At 70.2% G+C, this 21,699-nt stretch carries 18 protein-coding genes; 8 read left to right on the plus strand and 10 right to left on the minus strand.

The features are described 5' to 3' along the window. Positions 1 to 10 precede the first annotated feature (10 nt). Genes JJB11_RS19725 through JJB11_RS19740 form a run of 4 tightly spaced genes read right to left on the minus strand, consistent with a single transcriptional unit; the run spans position 11 to position 3,723 of the window. Positions 11 to 373: a response regulator gene (locus JJB11_RS19725; RefSeq protein ID WP_201175442.1), complete on the minus strand. Its 363-nt coding sequence runs from the start codon at positions 371 to 373 to the stop codon at positions 11 to 13. Continuing rightward, the gene (locus tag JJB11_RS19730; RefSeq protein WP_201175444.1) at positions 370 to 1,245 is read right to left on the minus strand and encodes a response regulator; all 876 of its coding nucleotides are present in this window, start codon (positions 1,243 to 1,245) and stop codon (positions 370 to 372) included. Before JJB11_RS19730 ends, JJB11_RS19725 begins: the two co-directional genes overlap by 4 nt. 1 nt (position 1,246) lies before the next feature. Then, positions 1,247 to 2,086, minus strand: coding sequence for a serine/threonine-protein kinase (locus tag JJB11_RS19735; RefSeq protein WP_201175446.1), 840 nt, complete (start codon positions 2,084 to 2,086; stop codon positions 1,247 to 1,249). A 2-nt stretch (positions 2,087 to 2,088) separates the two neighbouring features. Further along, entirely contained in the window at positions 2,089 to 3,723 is a 1,635-nt protein-coding gene (locus JJB11_RS19740) for a protein kinase domain-containing protein (protein WP_201175452.1), read from the minus strand. Between the two features lie 215 nt (positions 3,724 to 3,938). On the opposite strand from JJB11_RS19740, the gene JJB11_RS19745 reads away from it, so the two are divergent. From JJB11_RS19745 to JJB11_RS19760, 4 genes are all read left to right on the plus strand, one after another. Further along, positions 3,939 to 7,418, plus strand: a complete 3,480-nt coding sequence (locus tag JJB11_RS19745; RefSeq protein ID WP_201175454.1) for a transglutaminase family protein — start codon at positions 3,939 to 3,941, stop codon at positions 7,416 to 7,418. Positions 7,419 to 7,483: 65 nt separating this feature from the next. Beyond that, the gene (locus JJB11_RS19750; protein WP_201175456.1) at positions 7,484 to 10,102 is read left to right on the plus strand and encodes a circularly permuted type 2 ATP-grasp protein; all 2,619 of its coding nucleotides are present in this window, start codon (positions 7,484 to 7,486) and stop codon (positions 10,100 to 10,102) included. Beyond that, a complete protein-coding gene (locus JJB11_RS19755; protein WP_201964961.1) occupies positions 10,099 to 11,028 on the plus strand; it encodes a transglutaminase family protein in 930 nt (309 codons plus the stop codon). Before JJB11_RS19750 ends, JJB11_RS19755 begins: the two co-directional genes overlap by 4 nt. A gap of 73 nt (positions 11,029 to 11,101) precedes the next feature. Next, positions 11,102 to 11,554: a RidA family protein gene (locus JJB11_RS19760; RefSeq protein ID WP_201175458.1), complete on the plus strand. Its 453-nt coding sequence runs from the start codon at positions 11,102 to 11,104 to the stop codon at positions 11,552 to 11,554. A 40-nt stretch (positions 11,555 to 11,594) separates the two neighbouring features. On the opposite strand, the gene JJB11_RS19765 is transcribed toward JJB11_RS19760, so the two are convergent. Genes JJB11_RS19765 through JJB11_RS19790 form a run of 6 tightly spaced genes read right to left on the minus strand, consistent with a single transcriptional unit; the run spans position 11,595 to position 18,726 of the window. Continuing rightward, the gene (locus JJB11_RS19765) at positions 11,595 to 11,798 is read right to left on the minus strand and encodes a hypothetical protein (RefSeq protein ID WP_201175460.1); all 204 of its coding nucleotides are present in this window, start codon (positions 11,796 to 11,798) and stop codon (positions 11,595 to 11,597) included. Beyond that, complete coding sequence (gene parC, locus JJB11_RS19770) at positions 11,795 to 14,146, minus strand: DNA topoisomerase IV subunit A (RefSeq protein ID WP_201175462.1); 2,352 nt, start codon at positions 14,144 to 14,146, stop codon at positions 11,795 to 11,797. Before parC ends, JJB11_RS19765 begins: the two co-directional genes overlap by 4 nt. 15 nt (positions 14,147 to 14,161) lie before the next feature. Beyond that, positions 14,162 to 15,325, minus strand: a complete 1,164-nt coding sequence (locus JJB11_RS19775) for a diguanylate cyclase domain-containing protein (RefSeq protein WP_201175470.1) — start codon at positions 15,323 to 15,325, stop codon at positions 14,162 to 14,164. Between the two features lie 53 nt (positions 15,326 to 15,378). Beyond that, positions 15,379 to 16,206, minus strand: coding sequence for a lytic transglycosylase domain-containing protein (locus JJB11_RS19780; protein WP_201175473.1), 828 nt, complete (start codon positions 16,204 to 16,206; stop codon positions 15,379 to 15,381). Next, a complete protein-coding gene (locus JJB11_RS19785; RefSeq protein WP_201175476.1) occupies positions 16,203 to 16,757 on the minus strand; it encodes a GNAT family N-acetyltransferase in 555 nt (184 codons plus the stop codon). The genes JJB11_RS19780 and JJB11_RS19785 overlap by 4 nt, the downstream gene beginning before the upstream one ends. Position 16,758: 1 nt before the next feature. Then, positions 16,759 to 18,726, minus strand: coding sequence for a DNA topoisomerase IV subunit B (locus JJB11_RS19790; protein ID WP_201175478.1), 1,968 nt, complete (start codon positions 18,724 to 18,726; stop codon positions 16,759 to 16,761). Positions 18,727 to 18,884: 158 nt separating this feature from the next. On the opposite strand from JJB11_RS19790, the gene JJB11_RS19795 reads away from it, so the two are divergent. From JJB11_RS19795 to JJB11_RS19805, 4 genes are read left to right on the plus strand one after another with little or no spacing between them, the layout of a single operon-like run. Continuing rightward, the gene (locus tag JJB11_RS19795; protein WP_201175479.1) at positions 18,885 to 20,108 is read left to right on the plus strand and encodes an MFS transporter; all 1,224 of its coding nucleotides are present in this window, start codon (positions 18,885 to 18,887) and stop codon (positions 20,106 to 20,108) included. Between the two features lies 1 nt (position 20,109). Then, positions 20,110 to 20,238, plus strand: a complete 129-nt coding sequence (locus tag JJB11_RS26435) for a hypothetical protein (protein ID WP_277988858.1) — start codon at positions 20,110 to 20,112, stop codon at positions 20,236 to 20,238. Between the two features lie 46 nt (positions 20,239 to 20,284). Then, on the plus strand, positions 20,285 to 21,097 hold the full coding sequence (locus JJB11_RS19800) for an SDR family oxidoreductase (RefSeq protein WP_201175481.1): 813 nt from the start codon (positions 20,285 to 20,287) through the stop codon (positions 21,095 to 21,097). 46 nt (positions 21,098 to 21,143) lie between these two features. Continuing rightward, positions 21,144 to 21,680 (plus strand): class I SAM-dependent methyltransferase, encoded by a 537-nt coding sequence (locus JJB11_RS19805; protein WP_201175483.1) that lies wholly within the window; start codon positions 21,144 to 21,146, stop codon positions 21,678 to 21,680. The last annotated feature ends 19 nt before the right edge of the window (positions 21,681 to 21,699 follow it).

Genomic DNA, 21,699 nt, shown 5'->3' on the forward strand with positions numbered 1-21,699 from the left:
TCCCGTGGATTCAGATGAACTGGCCGACGATCTCCAGCATGCGCTGGGGATCGAAGGGCTTGGCCATCCAGCCGGTCGCACCGGCTTCGCGGCCTTTCTGTTTCAGCTCGGGACTGGATTCGGTGGACAGCACGATGAGGGCCACGGGGTCGTAGTCCCGCAGCATGCGCAGCTCGCGCACCAGCGTCACGCCGTCCATGCGCGGCATGTTGTGGTCGGTCACGACCAGGTCGAACAGGCGCTGGCGCGCGAGTTCCAGGGCCTCCACGCCGTCGCGCGCCTGCGCCACTTCGTAGCCCGCACCCTGCAGCACGGCCGACACCATCGCGCGCATGGAGCGGGTGTCGTCCACCACGAGGATGGATTTGCTCATGGCTGCCTGCTCCCGGACTTGTGGCGCTTCCTGCGGCTGGAGGGGAGGAACTGGGCGATCACCTCCAGCAGCCGGTCTTCGTCGAGCGGCTTGGTGAGGTACTCGTCGCAGCCGGCGAGCGAGCCGCGCAGCTTGTCGAACGGCGAACTGCGGCTGGTGAGCATCACCACGGCCGTCTTCTTCATCGCCTGCCGGTTCGCCTTCACCAGCTTGCAGACGTGGTAGCCGTCGATGCCGGGCAGCACCACGTCCAGGAACACGCAGGTGTACTCGCGCGAGCCGGTGAGGGCCACGGCTTCCTCGCCGGTCTCGGCAAAGTCGACCTCGAAGTGGAACGGCGCCAGCTTGGCCTTCATGAACATGCGCACCGAGGCGTTGTCGTCGACGACGAGCACGGTGTCGCCGAGCGCGCGCTTCTTGGCGACCGGGTCGTCCAGCGCCGGCGGGTTGGCCGTGCCGCCGTGCGCGCGGCCGGCCCCCGTGGCCGTGAGCGACTTCGACGCCGACAGCGGCATGCTGTCGTCCTCGCGCGTGGCGCCGCCGCCGGCCTTCGCGACCGTCTCCTCGAGGGCCTGCAGCAGCCGGGCCCATTGCAGCGGGCGCGGCAGCAGCACGAAGCCCTCCGCGGCGGAGCCGACCATGACCGCGGGCAGGCTGGAGCGCTTGGACAGGGTCCTGAACTCCTCCATCGCCTCGGGACTGTCGGCGTCCACGAGATAGAGGTCCGCCGACCCGCTGACGGTCGTCGCGGGGTCGTACTGCAGGAAGCCGGGATCGCGGCGGGCCGCGAGCGCGAAGATGCTGGAAAGCATCGACCGCTCCACCGGGTTGAAGCCGATCACATCGACCAGGTATTGTTCGTTCAAGGTCACGTCAGGTCCTTGGGCCCAGCAGGCCAAGCACGGCATCCGCATCCGCAAGCCGCCCGCGCGGGTCCTTGCACAGCATGCGATCCAGCAGCGGCTGCACGGCCGCGGCGGACGCGGGCAGGCGCGCGGGTTCGGCGATCAGCTGCTGCGCGAGCAGCTCGGTCAGGGTTTCGCCGGCGAACGCAGGCCGGCCGCACAGCATTTCGTGCAGCAGCAATCCGAGGCTGTACACATCCGCACTGGGCGCGGCGGGCGCGCCTTGCAGCTGCTCCGGGGCGATGTAGCGCGCCGTGCCGAGCAGCGTGCCTGGCGTCGCGCCCGCGGAGCCGGCCTGCGTGACCAGCCCGAAGTCGGTGAGCACCAGGCTGCCGTCGGCGCGCAGCAGGAAGTTGGCGGGCTTCACGTCGCGATGCACGAGGCCGAGCCGGTGCAGTTGCGCCAGGCCTTCGGCAGCCTGGGCCAGCAGCGACATGGCGCGGGTTGGCAGCATGGGCTGACCCAGCTGCGCCGCCAGGTCGCCGCCGGCGACGTGCTCCATCGCCAGGTAGTTCCATTCGGCGGTGTGGCCCTGGCCGAGCACCCGCACCAGGTGCGGGCCTTGCACGCGCGCAGCCACCGCACCATCGTGCAGCACGGAGGCGCCGGGCGCGGCTTCGAGCTTCAGCACCACGTGGGCGCGCCGGTTCAGGTCGAACACGAGCCAGGCGCAGGTCCGGCGTCCCCGCCCGATGGCGCGCAGGAAGCGGTAGCCCGGCACGCGCGGCGGCGCGTCGAAGCCGCCGGCGTCGCGCGCGAACGGACGCGGCGGCGACCCGGCCAGGCTGGTGTGAAGAGGATGCGCCATCGTCAGAATCCCCTTTGCGCGAGGTCGTCCAGGAGCGCCCGGGCCGAGGGGTAGCGCTGCTCCCTGTCCTTGGCCATCATGCGCTCGACCACGGGCTGCAGCCGCGCGTGTTCCGCCGGCAGCATGGGCACGGCGTCGCTCACGTGCATGCGCAGCAGCTCCTGCGCGGAGCTCGCGTGATAGGGCTTGCGGCCGGCGAGCAGCTCGAAGGCGAGCACGCCGAGGCTGTAGATGTCGCAGCGCGCGTCCACGCCCTGCCCCAGCGCCTGCTCCGGACTGAGGTAGTAGGGCGTGCCGACGATGTCGCCGTCGCCGGTGTCGGTGATCTTCATGGCGGTCTGCTTGGCCACGCCGAAGTCCGCCAGCGCCAGGCTGCCGTCCTGCCGCAGCATCAGGTTCTCCGGCTTCAGGTCACGGTGCACGATGCCGACGTCGTGCGTCGCCTGCAGGCCGGCGGCCGCCTGCTTGAGGTAGGACAGGGCGGTCCCGGGCGGGACCGGTCCGGCCTTCATCCGTGCGCGCAGGTCGCCTTGCGGGAAGTACTCCATCGCGATGTAGGCATGGGCAACGGAGAAGTCCTGGCGGAAGATGCGCGCGACGTTCGGGTGCTGGATCTGCGCGACCAGCGCGTATTCCTGGATGAAGCGCTGCAGCCCGTCGGCTTCGACCGCGCGATCGAGCTGCATCACCTTCAGCACCTGCGGCGGGCCGCCTTCGGCGGCTTGCGCGAGGAAGATGGACGCCATGCCGCCCTCCCCGATCTTGCGCAGGATGCGGTAGCCCTCCACCAGGAACTGCGCGGCGGCCACGGGCACGCCGGCCGCGACGGCGGCGGGCAGGCTGCGCTTGCGGCCATGGCTGTTCGCGAGCAGCGACTCGCGCAGCATGTCGAACACGCGCTGCGGCGTCCGGGAACCCTGGCGCGGGGTGAGGCCCGTGATTTCGACGATGTCGATGAAGCTGCTGTCCGGCAGGCCCACGGAGCCGATGCGCCCGGCCTCGGCGCGACCCGACGCCGCGAGGCGCGTGCCCGCCGAAGTGGCGACGCTCCAGTTCAGGTCGGTCGCCGCGACTTCGAGCAGGCGCGCAACTTCGACGGCGTCGCCCAGCGCCCGCACCCTGCTCTTGCCGCCCTCGTCGCGGCGCGAGAGTTCGGCTTCCCCAAGGTGCACGCCCGCGGACAACACCAGCGGCGGCAAGTGCGCGAGCTGCGGCCGCGTGGCCACGATCTGCGCCAGGTGCACGGCTTCGTGCACCGCGAGGATGGCCGCGTGCACGCCGCGTTGCGCATGGTTGGGCCTGCGCTCGTCCGGCGGGTTGCTGAACACCGCGAGGATGGAGTCCCTGCGGCGCTGGGCGATCTCGCCTCCCAGCCTCAGCACCGGGTCGGTCAGCATGCGGCGCACTTCGTGGACGAAGGCAGCCGCCTCGTCCGCTCCCAGTGCATTCGCGACTGCGGCGAAGTTGTGCAGCCGGGCATACAGGAAGGTGGCGACCGTCAGGCCTTCGACACCGCCGTCCGGCGGCAGCGTTTCACCAGGCTGCGTGTCAACTGGCTGCGAGTCGCCGGCGAACTCCCCCGTCCGCGGCGCCTGGGGCACTTCGGCGGGCGATCGGGCTTCGAGCGGTTGTCGCATTTGGTTACATGCTAGTACTTTGTACATCCTGTCACAAGACGCGCGCGCCGCAGTTTGACTCGCGCTCGCAACGAAACCGGCGCGCACCAGCGCACACTGCGCCGCACTGTTACAGGCACGCCGAAGAACGGTCGGCGGGTGCCGCCAGCCGGTCGCTCGCGCCGACGCAGCCGCTGCGCGCATTCCTGGCGCGCTCGTTGCTACGATGGTCAGATATGTCCATCCACGCTGCGCTGAACCACGTCACCCACTACCGCTACGACCGCGCAGTGAACCTGGGACCGCAGATGGTGCGGCTGCGCCCGGCCCCGCACTGCCGCAGCAAGGTGGTCTCGTACTCGCTGCGGGTCGAGCCGGCGACCCACTTCATCAACTGGCAGCAGGACCCGTTCGCCAACTTCCAGGCGCGGCTCGTGTTCCCCGAGCCGACGACGGAGTTCCGCGTGACCGTCGACCTCGTGGTCGAGATGGCGGTCTACAACCCCTTCGACTTCTTCCTGGAGCCCAGCGCCGAGAAGTTCCCGTTCCGGTACGCGCCCGAACTCGCCGAGGAACTCGTGCCCTACCTCGCGTGCGAGCCGCTGACGCCGCTGGTGGCCGATTACCTGGAACGGACCGATCGCAAGCCGCGCGCGACCATCGACTTCCTCGTGGAGCTGAACCAGCGGCTGCACCGCGACGTGCGCTACCTCATTCGCATGGAGCCCGGCGTGCAGTCGCCCGAGGACACGCTGCGCCTGGCGAGCGGCTCCTGCCGTGACAGCGGCTGGCTGCTGGTGCAACTGCTGCGCCGGCTCGGTCTGGCCGCGCGCTTCGTGTCGGGCTACCTCATCCAGCTCGCGCCCGACGTGAAGTCCCTCGACGGGCCCAGCGGAACGGAGGTCGACTTCACCGACCTGCACGCGTGGTGCGAGGTCTACCTGCCCGGCGCCGGCTGGATCGGGCTGGACCCGACCTCGGGACTGCTCGCGGGCGAAGGCCACATCCCGCTCGCCTGCACGCCGCAGCCTTCCGGGGCCGCCCCCATCGAAGGCGTCGTCGACGAGAGCGAAGTCGCGTTCAGCCACCACATGCAGGTCACGCGCATCCACGAGTCGCCGCGGGTGACCAAGCCCTACACCGAGGAGCAATGGGCCGAGGTGCTCGCGCTCGGGGCCGATGTCGATCGTGCACTGCAGGCCGGCGACGTGCGCCTCACCATGGGCGGCGAGCCGACCTTCGTGGCCGTGAACGACCGCGATGCGCCGGAGTGGAACACCGATGCGCTCGGCCCGACGAAGCGCGGCCTCGCGACGGAGCTGGTGCACAAGCTGCGCTCGGAGTACGGCCAGGGCGGCTTCCTGCATTTCGGCCAGGGCAAGTGGTACCCCGGGGAACAGTTGCCGCGCTGGGCCCTCTCCATCTGCTGGCGTGCCGACGGCCAGGCCTGCTGGAAGAATCCCGCGCTGTTCGCCGACGAGCGCAACCCGAAGCGCCATACGAGCGCGGATGCGGAGCGCTTCATCCGCGCGGTCACCAGGCGGCTGGGCATCACGGACCAATACGTCAGGGCCGCGTACGAGGACGCCTACTATTACCTCTGGCGCGAGCGCAAGCTGCCGGTCAACGTCGATCCCTTCGACTCCCGCCTCGACGACGAACTGGAGCGCGCGCGCCTGCGCCGCGTATTCGAGCAGAAGCTCGACGCCGTGGTGGGCTACGTGGTGCCGCTGCAGGCGAAGGACGAAGAGCCGCAGCGCGCCGCAACGACGTGGCAGACCGGGCCCTGGTTCCTGCGCGACGACCGCCTGTACCTGCTGCCCGGCGATTCGCCCATGGGCTATCGCCTGCCGCTGGACTCGCTGCCCTGGGTGCGGCGCGCGGACTATCCGCACCTGGTCCCGCGCGATCCCTTCGAGCAGGCGGCGCCGCTGCCCGTGGCCGCGCCATGGCGCACGCAACTGCCCGAGAATGCGCGCCTCGCCGAAGGCGGCATCGTCGCTCGCGCGGAGCGGCTGGCGCCACGCCCCCTGGACGACGCGGAACTGGCCAACCTGCGCGGCGAGGCGGAGCCCTCGCACGCGCGCACCGTGGATGCGCGCACGCCGGGCCGGCACGAGTCGGCGCACTGGATCACGCGCACGGCCCTGTGCGTGGAAGTGCGCGATCCGCAGCGCGCCAACGGCCCGAAGGCAGAGCGCGAGCACGGCGGCAAGGGCGGCGTGCTCTACGTGTTCATGCCGCCGCTCGCCCGCCTGGAGGACTACCTCGAACTGGTGGCCGCGATCGAGGCGACCACCGAGGAGCTGGGCCTGCAGGTCGTGCTGGAGGGCTACCCGCCGCCGCGCGATCCGCGCCTGAAGCTGCTGCAGGTGACGCCCGACCCTGGCGTCATCGAGGTGAACATCCACCCCGCGCACGACTGGAACGAGCTGGTGCAGCACACCGAGTTCCTGTACCAGGCCGCTTTCGAGTGCCGGCTCTCGGCCGAGAAGTTCATGACCGATGGCCGCCATACCGGCACGGGCGGCGGCAACCACTTCGTGCTGGGCGGCGCGACGCCTGCCGACTCGCCGTTCCTGCGCAAGCCGGAGCTGCTGGCGAGCCTGCTGCTGTTCTGGCACAACCACCCGAGCCTCAGCTACCTGTTCAGCGGGCTCTTCATCGGGCCGACCAGCCAGGCGCCCCGCGTGGACGAAGCGCGCAACGACCAGCTCTACGAACTGGAGATCGCGCTGCGCGAGATCGAGCGCAACCGGCAACTGCACGGCGAGGCGATGCCGCCCTGGATGGTGGACCGCACCCTGCGCAACATCCTGGTCGACGTCACGGGCAACACGCACCGCAGCGAGTTCTGCATCGACAAGATGTACTCGCCCGACGGCCCGACGGGGCGGCTCGGCCTGCTGGAGCTGCGCGCCTTCGAGATGCCGCCGCACGCGCGCATGAGCGTGGTGCAGCAGTTGCTGATCCGCGCGCTGGTGGCGCGCTTCTGGCGCGAGCCCTATCGCGCCCCGCTCACGCGCTGGGGCACCGAACTGCACGACCGCTGGCTGCTGCCCACCTTCATCTGGATGGACCTGCTGGATGTGCTCGAGGAGATGAAGGAAGCGGGCTACGCGTTCGACGCGTCCTGGTTCGCGCCGCACTTCGAGTTCCGCTTCCCGGTCGCCGGCGACCTGCAGGCCCTGGGCATGCAGCTCACGCTGCGCAATGCGCTGGAGCCCTGGCACGTGATGGGCGAGGAAGGCGCGGCCGGCGGCACGGTGCGCTACGTGGACTCGTCGCTCGAGCGCATCGAGGTGAAGGTGACGGGCCTGAACGCCAGCCGGCACGTGGTGACCGTGAACGGCCGCGCCCTGCCCCTGCAGCCGACGGGCACCGTGGGCGAGTTCGTGGCGGGCGTGCGCTATCGAGCCTGGCAGGCGCATTCGGCCCTGCACCCCACGATCGGCGTGCACGCGCCGCTCACCTTCGACATCGTGGACACCTGGATGAACCGCGCCATCGCGGGTTGCCAGTACCACGTCGCGCATCCGGGCGGCCGCAACTACGTGAGCTTCCCGGTGAACGCCTATGAGGCCGAGAGCCGGCGGCTCGCGCGCTTCTTCCGCATGGGCCACACGCCCGGTCGCCTCGAGGTTCCCCCCGCCACGATAGACGTGCCGGCGAGCCGCGAGTTTCCCTGGACGCTCGACCTGCGCCGCCCGGCCTAGGAGCGTCGGGCGATCACAACAAGCCGGTGGCCCGCACCCGGGCCGGATGGGAGAATCCCGGCGAAGTGGACTCCACCATCGACTCGCTGTTCGGTGCGCAGGCCGGCGAGACGCCGGCCGCGCTTGCCGCTGCACTGGCGCCGCCCGCCGCGCCGGGCCACTACGACGAACTGCGCGGCGGCGTCGCCGTGGCCGCGGGCCTCGCGCAGGACGGCAAGGGCATCGTCGGCGCCGACGCCCCCCCGGTCGCGCCCTGGGCGGGCTTCTTCGACCACCTCGGCACCGAAGGCTTCGCCGACCTGAACCGGCGCACCGCCGACCTGCAGCGCCAGGTGCGCGACAACGGCATCACCTACAACGTCTATGCCGACACCGGCGGCCCGCAGCGTCCGTGGTCGCTGGACCTGTTCCCGCTGATCCTCACGCCGCAAAGCTGGCAGCAGGTCGAACGCGGCGTGCTGCAGCGCGTGCGCCTGCTCGAGCGCATCCTCGAGGACGTGTACGGTCCGCAGCAGCTGCTCGCCCGCAACCTGCTGCCGCCCGCGCTGGTGCAGGGCCATCCCGGCTACCTGCGCGCCCTGCACGGCGCGTCGCCGGCCGGCGGCCGCAGGCTGCACATCGCGGCCTTCGATCTGGCGCGCGACCCGTCCGGGGCGTGGTGGGTGCTGGGCCAGCGCACGCAGGCGCCGTCCGGCCTGGGCTACCTGCTGGAGAACCGGCTGATCATCTCGCGGCTGTTCCCCGAGGCCTTCAGTGAACTGAAGGTGCAGCGGCTCGCGGCCACCTACCGCTCGCTGCTGGAAAGCCTCATCGCCCTGTGCCCTGCGCGTGGCGAGGAGCCGCGCATCGTGCTGCTCACGCCCGGCCCGTACAACGAGACCTACTTCGAGCACGCCTATCTCGCGCGCTACCTGGGCCTGACGCTGGTCGAGGGCAGCGACCTCACCGTGCGCAACGAGCGCCTGTACCTCAAGACGCTCAACGGCCTGGAGCCGGTGCACGGCGTGCTGCGCCGGCTCGACGACGAGTTCCTGGATCCGCTGGAGCTGCGCGCCGATTCGCACCTGGGCGTGCCCGGCCTGCTGCAGGCGATCCGCGCCGGCAACGTGCTGGTCGCCAACAGCCCGGGCTCGGGCTTCCTCGAATCCACCGCCCTGCTCGGCTTCCTGCCCGCGCTCGCGCGCGAACTGCTGGGCGAGGAGTTGCAACTGCCCTCGCTCGCGACGTGGTGGTGCGGCGAGCGCGCGGCCATGCTGTCGGTGCTGCCGCAACTTGCCAGCAGCGTGATCAAGCCCACCTACGGCGGTCCCGGGCCGGGCACGGTCGTAGGCCGCCACCTCTCGCGCGCCCGCGTGGACGAGTGGGCCGGCCGCATCATGCGGCACCCCGAGCAGTACACCGTGCAGGCCTACCTGCCGCTGTCGCAGATGCCCACCTGGAACAGCGGTCCGTCGGGCGACCGCATCCGCCCGCTGTCGCTGGTGCTGCGCGTGTTCGCGGTCTCCGACGGCGCGCAGGGCTGGCGCGTGCTGCCCGGTGGCCTGACGCGGATCGCGTCGCGCGACTTCGAGATCACGTCCATGCAGCGCGGCGGCAGCAGCGCCGACACCTGGGTGCTCACCGAAGGCGAGGTGGACCGCACCAGCCTGCTGCGGCACGCGCACCCGGCGGCCGACACGCCGCACCGCAGCCGCACCGTGACCAGCCGCGCGGCGGAGAACCTGTTCTGGCTGGGCCGCTACACCGAGCGCACGGAGAACACCTCGCGGCTGGCCCGCCTGGCGATCCAGGCGCTCACGGGCGAGGACCAGTCCTCGCTGCCGCTGCTGGCGTGGATGAGCGAGGCTGCGGTCGCCAACGGCCTGGTGCTGCCGGCCGTGCCGACGGCGACCCAGGCGCGGCGGGTTTTCGAGCGCTCGCTGGTCGCGGGCCTGAGCGCAACGCCCAAGGTCGCGAGCGTGGGCTACAACCTCGCCGCGCTGCGCGATGCCGCCGCCGCCGTGCGCGAGCGGCTGTCGCAGGAGCAGTGGAACCTGATCGTGCGGGCGGAACAGGAGTTCCGGCTCGCCTGCGCCTCCTGCACCGGCGAGGGTGACTACTCGCCGGTCGAAGCCGTGCGCGTGCTGGAGATGCTCTCGAGCCACACCGCGGCGATGACCGGCGCGCAGACCGACCGCATGACGCGCGACGACGGCTGGCGGCTGCTCTCGATCGGCCGCCACCTGGAGCGCCTGGGCTTCCTCGCGCAGGCGCTGGCGAGCGCCGTGCAGACGGGCGCCGTCTACGACGAGGCCGGCTACGAAGCCGTGGTGGCGCTGTTCGACAGCACCATCACTTTTCACGCGCAATACCAGCAGCGCCATGACATGCCGGCGCTGGTCGACCTGCTGGTGCTCGATCGCGACAACCCGCGCTCGCTGGGCTGGGTGGCGCAAACGCTGCGCGGCCGGCTGGCGCGCCAGGCCAACTCTCCGGCGGGCGTCGTGCCGGTACTGGCGATGACGGTACCCGACCCGCAGCACTGGAGCCTCGAGTCGCTGTGCGAGCGCGACGAGGACGGCCGGCATGCGCGCCTGCTGGAGTTGCTGCAGCACTGCGTCGACGCCTCGTTCCGGCTGTCCGACGACCTGAGCGCGCGCTACTTCGCGCATTCGTCGGACGCGCGCTACTCCGTGGGTGCATGACCATGCTGCTGCGCGTGGAGCACGAAACCAGCTACGAGTACGTACCCATGGTGCGCACGGCGCAGCACATGGCGCACCTGAAGCCGGCCGACCGCGACGGGCAGAAGCTGCTGCGGCACGAACTCGCGATCGCGCCGGAGCCCGCGCAGTGCACGGAGTCGATCGACGTCTTCGGCAACACGCGCAGTTTCTTCAGCCTCGAGTACGCGCACGACTTCCTGCAGGTCCGCGCCGAAAGCCTGGTGGCGACCGCCGCACGGGCGCAGCCGGCCGACAGCCTGCCCTGGGAGGACGCGGCAGAGAGCATGCGGTACCACCGCACCGCGCTCTACGATCCGGCCGCCGAATTCGCCTTCGCCTCGCCCTACGTGCCGCGCGACGATGCGTTCGCCGAATACGCGCGGGCCAGTTTCGCACCCGGGCGGCCGCTGCTGGATGCCGCGCGCGCGCTGATGCATCGCATCCACGCGGACTTCGAGTACGAGACCACCGCCACCGACGTCAACACGCCCGCGCTCGAGGCGCTCGCGCTGCGCAAGGGCGTGTGCCAGGACCTGGCGCACGTGATGCTGGGCTGCCTGCGCAGCCTGGGCCTGCCCGCGCGCTACGTCAGCGGCTACCTGCTGACGGAGCCGGCGCCCGGCCGGCCGCGGCTGCTCGGCTCCGACGCCTCGCATGCCTGGGTGGGCGTGTACCTTCCCACGCCGCAGGGCCGCGGCAGCTGGGTCGACCTGGATCCGACCAACGAGCGGCTCGCCGGGGAAGACTACGTGACGCTGGCGATCGGGCGCGACTACTCGGACGTCTCGCCCATGCGCGGCGTGATCCACGGCGGCGCCAACCACTCGCTGCGCGTCGCCGTCACGGTCGCGCCTGCCGAGCAGGTCGCGGCCCCTGGCACGCCGCGGAAGACCCGCGACGAATGACACAATGCTTCGTCATCGGCGAAGCGTGTCATGGCGCGCGTCGCCCGGGATCCTTCGTCACCAGGAGCAGAACATGAGCGTCTACGACAAGCTGAAAGAACTGAACATCACCCTGCCGCCGGTAGCGACACCGGCCGCGGCCTACGTGCCCTTCGTGCGCACCGGCAACCTGGTGTTCCTGTCCGGGCACATCGCGAAGAAGGACGGCAAGGCCTGGGTCGGCCAGCTGGGCCGCAACCTGCAGACCGAGGAAGGCAAGCAGGCAGCCCGCGCGATCGCGATCGACCTGATGGGCACGCTGCATGCGGCCGTCGGCGACCTGGACAAGGTCAAGCGCATCGTGAAGGTCATGAGCCTGGTGAACTCCACGCCGGACTTCACCGAGCAGCACCTGGTCACCAACGGCGCGAGCGAGCTGTTCGCGCAGGTCTTCGGCGACAAGGGCTCGCACGCGCGCAGCGCCTTCGGCGTCGCGCAGATCCCCATGGGCGCCTGCGTGGAGATCGAGCTGATCGCGGAAGTCTGACCGTCCTGCTCCCTCCCCCGGAGGGGAGGGAATGGGGCAACTACTCGTCCAGCAGCCCGCCGCGATAGAAGCTGTACGCCGTGCCGTCGTGCAGGTAGAAGAAACCGTCGGCGCAGCCGTCCTTGCCGGGGAAGAACTCGCGGTACTTCTTCGGCACGAGCCGTTCCAGTTCCTCGTCCGACAGCTCGTCGAACTCCTGTGGCGTGATCGGCCGGCCGGCCCGCAGGGAGCGGCGCTCCATCATTCGACGCGAATCACCGCCAGCGGCTTGAAGCCGAGGTCCGCGACCTTGCCCTTGCGGCCGCGCGGGCCCTTCGCGTTGTTCAGCGAGCGGATCTCCAGCACTTCCTCGCGCTCCTTGTCGCCGCGACCCAGGCCTACGATGCGGACGGAGCGCGTGTAGGCGGCCGCTCCCGCGAGTTCCTCCTTCGGCTCCAGGTCCATCAGCATGAGGCCGCGGCCGCCGTTCGTCATCGGCTTGAGCTCGGAGATCTCGAAGGTGAGGATGCGCTTGCCCGTGGATGCGCAGCACACGTGCGTGGCGAAGGCCGCCGTGCCGGTCGCGCCCGCCGCACCCGCCGGCGGGACACCCACCAGCGAGGGGCGGCACACGGTCTCGCCGGCCCCCAACGAGATGAACGACTTGCCGCCCTTCTGGCGCGACACCATGTTGTCCACCGCGGCGACGAAACCGTAGCCGCCCGAGTTGGACAGCAGCAGCCAGACGTTGCCGGCCCCGGCGAAGTAGTGCACGAGCTGCGTGCCCGCGTCCAGCTCGATGAAGGTCGTGAGCGGCTGGCCGTCGCCGCGCGCGCCCGGCAGCAGCGCCACCGGCACCGAGTACACGCGGCCGTTGCTGCCGAACGCGAGCAAGGTATCCACCGTGCGGCATTCGAAGGTGGAGTAGAGGCCGTCGCCCGCCTTGAAGGCGAAGCTTGCCGCGTCGTGCCCATGGCCCTGGCGCGCACGCACCCAGCCCTTCTGCGACACGACCACCGTCACCGGTTCGTCCACCACCTTCACTTCAGCCACGGCCTTCTTCTCGGCCTGGATCAGCGTGCGGCGGGCATCGCCGAAGGTCTTGGTGTCGGCCTCGATCTCCTTGATCATCAGGCGGCGCAGCGCCGCGGGCGAGCCGAGGATCTCCTCCAGCTTGCCCTGCTCGGTGCGCAGTTCCTTCAGCTCCTGCTCGATCTTGATCGCCTCCAGCCGCGCGAGCTGGCGCAGCCGGATTTCCAGGATGTCCTCCGCCTGCCGCTCGCTCAGGTTGAAGCGCGCGATCAGCGCCTGCTTCGGCTCGTCGGCGTTGCGGATGATGCGGATCACCTCGTCGATGTTCAGCAGCACGAGCTGCCGGCCCTCGAGGATGTGGATGCGATCGAGCACCTTGCCGAGGCGATGCCGCGAGCGGCGCTCGATGGTGCGCTGGCGGAACTCGATCCACTCCATCAGCATCTGGCGCATGGACTTCTGCACCGGCCTGCCGTCCAGCCCCACCATCGTGAGGTTGATCGGCGCCGAGGTCTCCAGCGAGGTGTGCGCCAGCAGCGTGGTGGTGAGTTCCTGCTGGGCTATCTTGCTGGTCTTGGGCTCGAACACCAGGCGCACCGCCGCGTCCTTGCTGGACTCGTCGCGCACCGCGTCCAGCACCGACAGCACGGTCTGCTTCAGCTGCACCTGGTCCTGCGACAAGGCCTTCTTGCCGGCCTTCACCTTCGGATTGGTGAGCTCCTCGATCTCCTCCAGCACCCTCTGCGAGCTCACGCCGGGCGGCAGCTCCGTCACCACCAGCTGCCACTGGCCGCGCGCGAGCTCCTCGATCTTCCAGCGCGCCCGCACCTTCAGCGAGCCACGCCCGGTGGAATAGGCCTCGGCGATGTCGGCCGCACCGGAGATGATCTGGCCGCCGCCCGGATAGTCCGGACCGGGCAGCAGCGCGAACAGGTCCTCGTCGGACAGCTTCGGGTTCTTCACCAGCGCGACGCAGGCCTCCGCCACTTCGCGCAGGTTGTGCGACGGGATTTCCGTCGCCAGCCCCACGGCGATGCCGCTGGCGCCATTGAGCAGGGCGAAGGGCAGGCGCGCGGGCAGCACCACCGGCTCCTGCGTGCTGCCGTCGTAATTGAGGACGAACTCCACCGTGCCTTCGTCGATCTCGTCGAGCAGCAGGTTGGAGATCTTCGCCAGCCGCGCTTCCGTGTAGCGCATCGCCGCCGCGCCGTCGCCGTCGCGGCTGCCGAAGTTGCCCTGGCCGTCGATCAGCGGATAGCGCTGCGCGAAGTCCTGCGCCATGCGCACCAGCGCGTCGTACGCGGCCTGGTCACCGTGCGGGTGGAAGCGGCCCAGCACGTCGCCGACCACGCGCGCGCTCTTGACGGGCTTGGCGCCGGCGCCGCCGCCGAAGCCCAGTCCCATGCGCCACATCGAGTAGAGGATGCGGCGCTGCACCGGCTTCTGGCCGTCGGCCACGTCGGGCAGCGCGCGGCCCTTGACGACGCTCAGCGCGTATTCGAGATAGGCGCGCTGCGCGTAGGTCGCCAGGTCGAGTCCGGTGTCGTCGTCGCCGGCGAGGGTGATGAGGTCCTGCTCCATGGTCTGTCGTCGTTCTCAGGGGGTCGGGTTCAATAGGTCGGGTACCGTCGGGAGTTCGTCCTGGGCCACGGTGACGATGCGCCGCTCGGACCCGGCGCGCAGCTCCTGGTCCATGCGCAGGTTCAGCTTGTACAGCAACTCCCTGGGCGGGGTGTCGTCCACGGGGATGGTGCCCAGCACGATGCGAAAGCGCAGGTACTCCGCGCGCGCCGCTTCCAGCGGCTCCTTCAGGCCGGCCACGAGGATGCGCGTCGCCACCGTCGCCGCCGCCTCGCCGGGCGCGGCGCCCTCGGCGAGCACGCCGATGCGCGAGTGCGCCAGGCGCGCGGCGACGTCGCCGTCGCGCATCAGCGACTCGCGCACGCGGCTCGCCGCCGCCAGCACGGCGGACTCCGCCGCCTCGAGGCCGAACTCCGTGGCGATGGCGGGCAGGTTCTCGATGTGCACCACCATCAGCACGCTGGGATGGCCGTAGCGGCGCGTGAGGTAGCGCGCGGCCAGCATGCGCTGCGCCAGCACCAGCGGCGTCGCCAGCCCCGTGAGCGGGTCCACCGTGTTGCTGCCCTGCACCCGCGCACGCGTCTCGCCGAAGATGCGCCCGCGCCAGCCGGTGCCGACGTAGGTGCACGTCGCCCAGACGGTGAGCAGCGCCGCCAGCCGCACTGCGTCGTCGATGTCGTACGGCGGCTTGTCGACGACGACCGCGAGGCCGGCGAGCGCCAGCGCGGCGAGGCCGGGCAGCAGCCACCACACCCACGGCTGGCTTTGGCGCCACGCGCGCAGCAGCACCAGGATCACGAGCGCGATCCACAGCACCATGCCGCCCGCCAGCGCCCACGGGCTGTACACCGCCCCGATGGCCAGCAACGGCAGCACCAGCGCGCTCACGGCGAGCAGCCAGCGCCGCAACTGCCGCAGGCCGCCGCCGTGGCTCACCAGGTCCATGAGCTGCAGGCCCGCGAGCGCGGGAACCAGCAGCAGCACGGCCGGCGGCAGCAGCGGATGGTTGCCGATCACCGCCTGGACGGCCACGACGGCCATCAGCGTCGCCGCCGCGTGCAGCAGCAGCGCGCGCTCGCGGTGGACGTTGGCGTTGATCACGCACAGCACCACGAGCAGCACCTGCGCACCGACGCAGGCGCCCAGCCAGAGCTGCTCGGGATCGATGCGGTCGGTCATGGGCGCCACGGAACGTCCCGGCCGGGCGCGGTCGGGGTCTGCACGTCCATCGCTCAGTTTTCGAGCACGGGCTGCGCGTCGCCGGCTGCTATCGGGGCGACAGCAGCGGCGGGCATGCCGGCCGGGACGTTGCGGCGGGCGGCGGGGCCCGGGATCTCCATCTGCACCCGCTGCGGCGCGTGGCCGCCGGCCTCCATCGCAGGCGGCTTGAGCATCGCGTACAGCTGCATCACGGTCTTCACGTAGTTCTGCGTCTCGCGGAAGTTCGGGACGCGGTTGCCTGCCCGCTGCACGGCGCCCTCGCCGGCGTTGTACGCCGCCACCGCGAGCTCCAGCCGGCCGGGGAACATGCGGATCAGGTCGCGCAGGTAGCGCGCGCCCGCGCGGATGTTGGTGCGCGGGTCGGTGAGCTTCGTGGCGATCGAGTTCTTGCGGTCGCCCGTCACGCCGTACCGTTCCGCCGTGGCCGGCATCACCTGCATCAGGCCTACCGCGCCCTTGGGCGAAACGGCCAGCGGGTCGAAGCCGGACTCGGTGGCGATCAGCGCCTGCAGGAGTTCCATGTCGATGCCCTGCTCGCGCGAAGCCTCGCGCAGGTGGTGCTTCACCTGCTTGTAGCCCGGGGAGATGTCGAAGAACGCGAGCAGCTTGCTCGTGGACGTGGTGGGCACGCCGACCGCGCGCGGCGTCTGAACGCCATCGCGCGTATCGAAGCTTTCGCCGCCGCGGAAGAACAGCTGGTAGCGTTCGTCGAGCTGCTCCGCGGCGAAGTGCGCCACGCCGTGGTCGTCCACGTAGCCCCAGATGGCCGCGTGCGCCGGCGCGAGCCAGCCGGCGGCGAGCACGAGGGCCACGGTGGCGACGGCGGCGCGCAGCTTCATGCGGGCAATTCCAGCGCGCGGCCGCGGCGCTGGGTGAATTCGCCCAGCAGCATGGACATGACGACCAGCGCGTCGTAGCCGCCCCGGTCCAGCTTCACCGCATCGCGCAGCTCGCCCTCGAACACGAAGCCTTCGCTCTCGTACAGGCCGCGGGCGCGCGCATTGCGCTTCTTGATGTCCAGCCAGAAGCGGTGTGCGCCCAGGTCGTCAAAGGCGATCTTCTTCGCCACGCGCAACGCGGACCGGCCGAAGCCCTGGTCCTTGTCGCGCACGACCATGCGCTTGAGCTCGATGGAGGCATGCGGGTTGCGGCAACCGATCAGGATCAGGAAGCCGCCCGGCTCCAGCCCGGCGCCCGTCTCGATAATGAAGTGGCGGAAGTCCGGAAAGCGGATCGCGGCTTCGTGCTGGATCCGCTCCCACGGCGTGATGTAGGGCAGGTTCTCCGGGTCGCGCTCCAGCGAGAGCACGAATTCCAGGTCGCTCTGCATGGTGGGACGCAGTCGCACGCGGGCGGCATGCAGGCTGTCGGCGGCGACTGCGTTGGTCATGCTAAATGTCCACTTCGACGGCGTCGCCGTGCAGTTCCATGAGCTCGCGGCGGGCGGCGGCTTCGCCCTTGCCCATGAGCTTGGTGATCAGGGATTCGGTCCCCGAGAAATCGAACTTCCCGAGTTGTACCGGCAACAGGCGCCGGGTGTCCGGGTTGAGCGTCGTTTCCCACAATTGTTCCGCGCTCATTTCGCCCAGGCCCTTGAAGCGGCTGATGGTCCACTTGCCCTCGCCCACGCCTTCCTTGCGCAGCTTGTCGAGGATGGCGGTGAGCTCGCCCTCGTCCAGCGCGTAGAGCTTGGACGCCGGCTTCTTGCCGCGCGCCGGTGCGTCGACGCGGAACAGCGGCGGCCGGGCCACGTAGACGTTGCCGGACTCGATGAGCTTGGGGAAGTGGCGGAAGAACAAGGTCAGCAGCAGCACCTGGATGTGCGAGCCGTCCACGTCGGCGTCGGACAGGATGCAGATCTTGCCGTATCGCAGGCCGGAGAGGTCGACATTCGTGTCGGTCGCACCGTGCGGGTCGACGCCGATCGCCACCGCGATGTCGTGGATCTCGTTGTTGGCGAACAGGCGGTCGCGCTCGACCTCCCAGGTGTTGAGCACCTTGCCGCGCAGCGGCAGGATGGCCTGGCACTCCTTGTCGCGGCCCATCTTGGCGCTGCCGCCGGCGGAGTCGCCCTCCACCAGGAAGATCTCGTTGTGCGAGAGGTCCTTGCTTTCACAGTCGGTGAGTTTGCCGGGCAGCACGGCCACGCCGGAGCCCTTGCGCTTCTCCACCTTCTGGCCGGCCTTCTGGCGCGACTGGGCGGCGCGGATCGCCAACTCCGCCAGCTTCTTGCCGTACTCCACGTGCTGGTTGAGCCACAGCTCCAGCGCCGGCCGCACGAAGCTGGACACCAGCCGCACGGCGTCGCGTGAATTGAGGCGTTCCTTGATCTGGCCCTGGAACTGCGGGTCCAGCACCTTCGCCGAGAGCACGTACGAGGCGCGCGCGAACACGTCTTCGGGCAGCAGCTTCACGCCCTTGGGCTGCAGGTTGTGCAGCTCGATGAAGCTCTTCACGGCATTGAACAGGCCGTCGCGCAAGCCGCTTTCATGCGTGCCGCCGGCCGTGGTCGGGATCAGGTTGACGTAGCTCTCGCGCACCGGCTGGCCGTCTTCGGTGAAGGCCACGCACCACGAGGCGCCCTCGCCCTCGGCAAAGTTGTCGTTGCTTTCCGCGAACCCCTCGCCCTCGAACAGCGGGATCACCGGGTCGCCGGTGAGCGTCTGCATCAGGTAGTCGCGCAGGCCGCCCTTGTACTGCCAGCTCTGTGTTTCCTTCTTCTTCTCGTCGACCAGCTGCACGGTGACGCCGGGCATGAGCACGGCCTTGCTGCGCAGCAGGTGGGCCAGCTCGTTCATCGGCACGGCGACCGAGTCGAAGTACTTGCCGTCCGGCCACACGCGCACGGTGGTGCCCTGCTTGCGGTCGTCGGGGCCGGCCTTGCGCTTCTTCAGCTTTTCCTCGACGTCGCCGCCGGCGAACACGATGGTCGCGACCTCGCCGTCGCGGTAGCTGGTGGCTTCCAGGCGCTTGGCCAGCGCGTTGGTGACGGACACGCCCACGCCGTGCAGGCCGCCGGAGAAGGAGTAGGCGCCTCCCTTGCCCTTGTCGAACTTGCCGCCCGCGTGCAGGCGCGTGAACACCAGCTCGATCACGGGCGCCTTCTCCTCCGGGTGCAGGCCGAAGGGGATGCCGCGGCCGTCGTCCTCCACGCTGACCGACCCGTCGGTGTGCAGGAGGACCCGGATGCGCTTGCCGTGGCCGGCGAGCGCTTCGTCGGCGGCGTTGTCCAGCACCTCCTGCAATACATGCAGGGGGTTGTCGGTGCGCGTGTACATGCCGGGCCGTTGCTTCACGGGCTCGAGGCCCTTGAGCACGCGGATGGAACCTTCGGAGTACTCGGACGGTTTGGTGGCCATAGGGGTGGGGATTCTAGTCGGCAGGACGGACGTCACTGGATGAACATCCAGCGAAGCCTACATTCATGCGCGGCGACCATCAATCCCAACCGCACATTTCATCGGGGTTGTCAGGGCCCGGGCAAGCCCGGATGAGGCCTTCCCGCTACATTGCCGCGATGCAGAACGCGGACCGCAAGCTTTCGATGGTGCAGGTGCTGACCTGCGGCGCCCTCATCGTCACCCTCTCCATGGGCATCCGGCACGGCTTCGGACTGTGGCTGCAGCCGATCACGCAGGCGCAGCACTGGACGCGCGAAACCTTCGCCTTCGCCATCGCGATCCAGAACCTCGCGTGGGGCGTCATCGGCGTCTTCGCCGGCATGCTGGCCGACCGCTTCGGCGCCTTCAAGGTGCTGGTCGCCGGCTGCGTGCTCTATGCGCTGGGACTCGCCGGCATGGCGCTGTCGCCCACGGCGCTGTCCTTTTCGCTCACGGCGGGCGTGATGATCGGCGCCGCCCAGGCGGGCACCACGTATGCCGTGGTGTACGGGATCATCGGCCGCCAGATCGATCCGGCCCGGCGCTCGTGGGCCATGGGCGTCGCCGCGGCGGCAGGCTCCTTCGGGCAGTTCCTGATGGTCCCGGTGGAAGGCTTGCTGATCTCCGGCCTGGGCTGGCAACAGGCGCTGCTGGTGCTGGCCGTTTCCGTGCTGCTGGTCGTGCCGCTCGCCTTCGGATTGCGCGAGCCCGACTTCCGCGGCGGCGCAGTGCCCGCCGCGCGCGAGCAGTCCATCCTCGCCGCGCTGGCCGAGGCGTTCCGCTACCCGAGCTTCCAGCTGTTGATGGCGGGCTACTTCGTGTGCGGCTTCCAGGTGGTGTTCATCGGAGTGCACATGCCCAGCTACCTGAAGGACAAGGGCCTGTCGCCGCAGGTCGCGAGCTACGCGCTGGCCCTGATCGGGCTGTTCAACGTGTTCGGCACCTACATCGCGGGCACGCTGGGCCAGCGGCTGGCCAAGCGCAAGATCCTCGCCGCGATCTACTTCGGACGCGCGCTCGCGATCGCGGCCTTCCTGTGGGCGCCGATCTCGCCCACCTCGGTGTACCTGTTCGCCTGCGTGATGGGCTTCCTGTGGCTCTCCACGGTGCCGGCCACCAACGCCACGATCGCGCAGATCTTCGGCGTGGCGCACCTGTCGATGCTGGGCGGCTTCGCGTTCTTCAGCCACCAGATCGGCTCCTTCCTGGGCGTGTGGCTGGGCGGCCTTCTCTATGACCGCACCGGCAGCTACGACATCGTCTGGTACCTGTCGATCGCGCTCGGCGTGTTCGCCGCGCTCGTGAACCTGCCGGTGCGCGAAGCGCCGATCGCACGCGGCCCCGCGCCGCAGGCCGCCTGACATGGGACGCGCGGGAAAGCTCGCCGTGTGGACCGCGGTCGCGGCGGCGCTGGCCGGCGTGTTCGCGCTCTACACGCGCCCGCAGATGATGGTCGCCCTGGGCGACATGATCTGGGCGTGCTTCCGCTGACCACCGGACGGCGACGCGGGCCGCCGTTCCACTAAAGTTCGCGCCCATGAACGTCATCCTCATCACCGGCGGCTCCGACGGCATCGGCGCGGAAATGGCGTGCCAGCTCGCGGCGCGCCACAAGGCGGGCCTGGCCCTCGTGCTGGCGGGCCGCAGCCAGGAGAAGCTCGATGCGGTCGCAGCGCAATGCCGCGCGCTGGGCAGCGAGGTGCTCACGGTCGCCATGGACATGGCCGTCGAAGCGCAGTGCCGCGGCCTCGTCGCGCAAGCGGTCCAGCGCTTTGGCCGCATCGACGCGCTGGTGAACAACGCCGGCATCTCGGCCCAGGCCAACTTCGCCGACGTCAAGGCGCAGGACCTGCACTGGTACATGGACCTGATGCAGGTGAACCTGTGGGGCTCGGTGTGGTGCACGCATGAAGCCCTGCCCCACCTGAAGCAGGCACGCGGGCGCATCGTCGCGGTGGGCTCGCTCGCGGGCCTCATCGGCGTGCCTGGCCGCACGGCGTACAGCGCGACCAAGTTCGCCATGACCGGCTTCTTCGAGGCGCTGCGCGCGGAGCTCAAGCCCGCGGGCGTCAGCGTGACCATCGCCTATCCCGGCGCGGTCGACACGCGCATCCGCTACCGGGGCTACGCCGCGAACGGGCAACCCGCCGGCGCCAGCGGCTTGAAGGAAGACGACATGATGTCCGTCGAGGAATGCGCGCGGCTGATCGTGGACGGCATGGAGCACCGCCAGCGCGAGGTGGTCATGACCGCCAAGGGCAAGGTGGGCCGCTTCATCAAGCTGTTCGCACCGGGGATCGTGGAGGACATGGCGCTGAAGGCCTTGAAGGAAGAGGTGCGGCCGCACTAGCCCCCACCCCGGCCCTCCCCCGGAAGGGAGGGAGAAAGACAAACCCATGCACGGAAGTGAAGCCCCCTCGTCCTGGATCGTCCGGTTCGGCCCGCTGGTGCGCGCCGGCGGCAGCGTGCTGGACCTCGCCTGCGGGCGCGGGCGGCACCTGCGCTGGTTCGCGGCGCGCGGCCACCCGGTGCTCGGCGTGGACCGCGACGGCGATGCGCTCGCGACGCTGCAAGGCGTGGGCGAGACGCTGCAGGCCGACATCGAGAACGGGCCGTGGCCGCTGGCCGGCCGGCAGTTCGACGCGGTCGTCGTCACCAACTATCTCTGGCGGCCGCTCCTGCCGCACATCCTCGACGCGCTCGCGCCGGGCGGCCTCCTGCTGTACGAGACTTTCGCCGAAGGCAACGAGACGGTCGGCAAACCCTCGCGGCCTGATTTCCTGCTGAAGCACGGAGAACTCCTGCAGGCCTGCGCGACTCTGAGGGTGATCGCCTATGAAGACGGCTTCCTCGACCCCCCGCCCCGGTTCGTGCAGCGCATCGCCGCGGTGCGCGAGCCGGCCGGTGCCCGGCAGGCGCGTTACGCGCTCTAGTTAGAATCGCCTATTCCCG

Origin of the sequence: Ramlibacter ginsenosidimutans, assembly GCF_016654015.1 — a bacterium.
Classification (GTDB): domain Bacteria; phylum Pseudomonadota; class Gammaproteobacteria; order Burkholderiales; family Burkholderiaceae_C; genus Ramlibacter; species Ramlibacter ginsenosidimutans.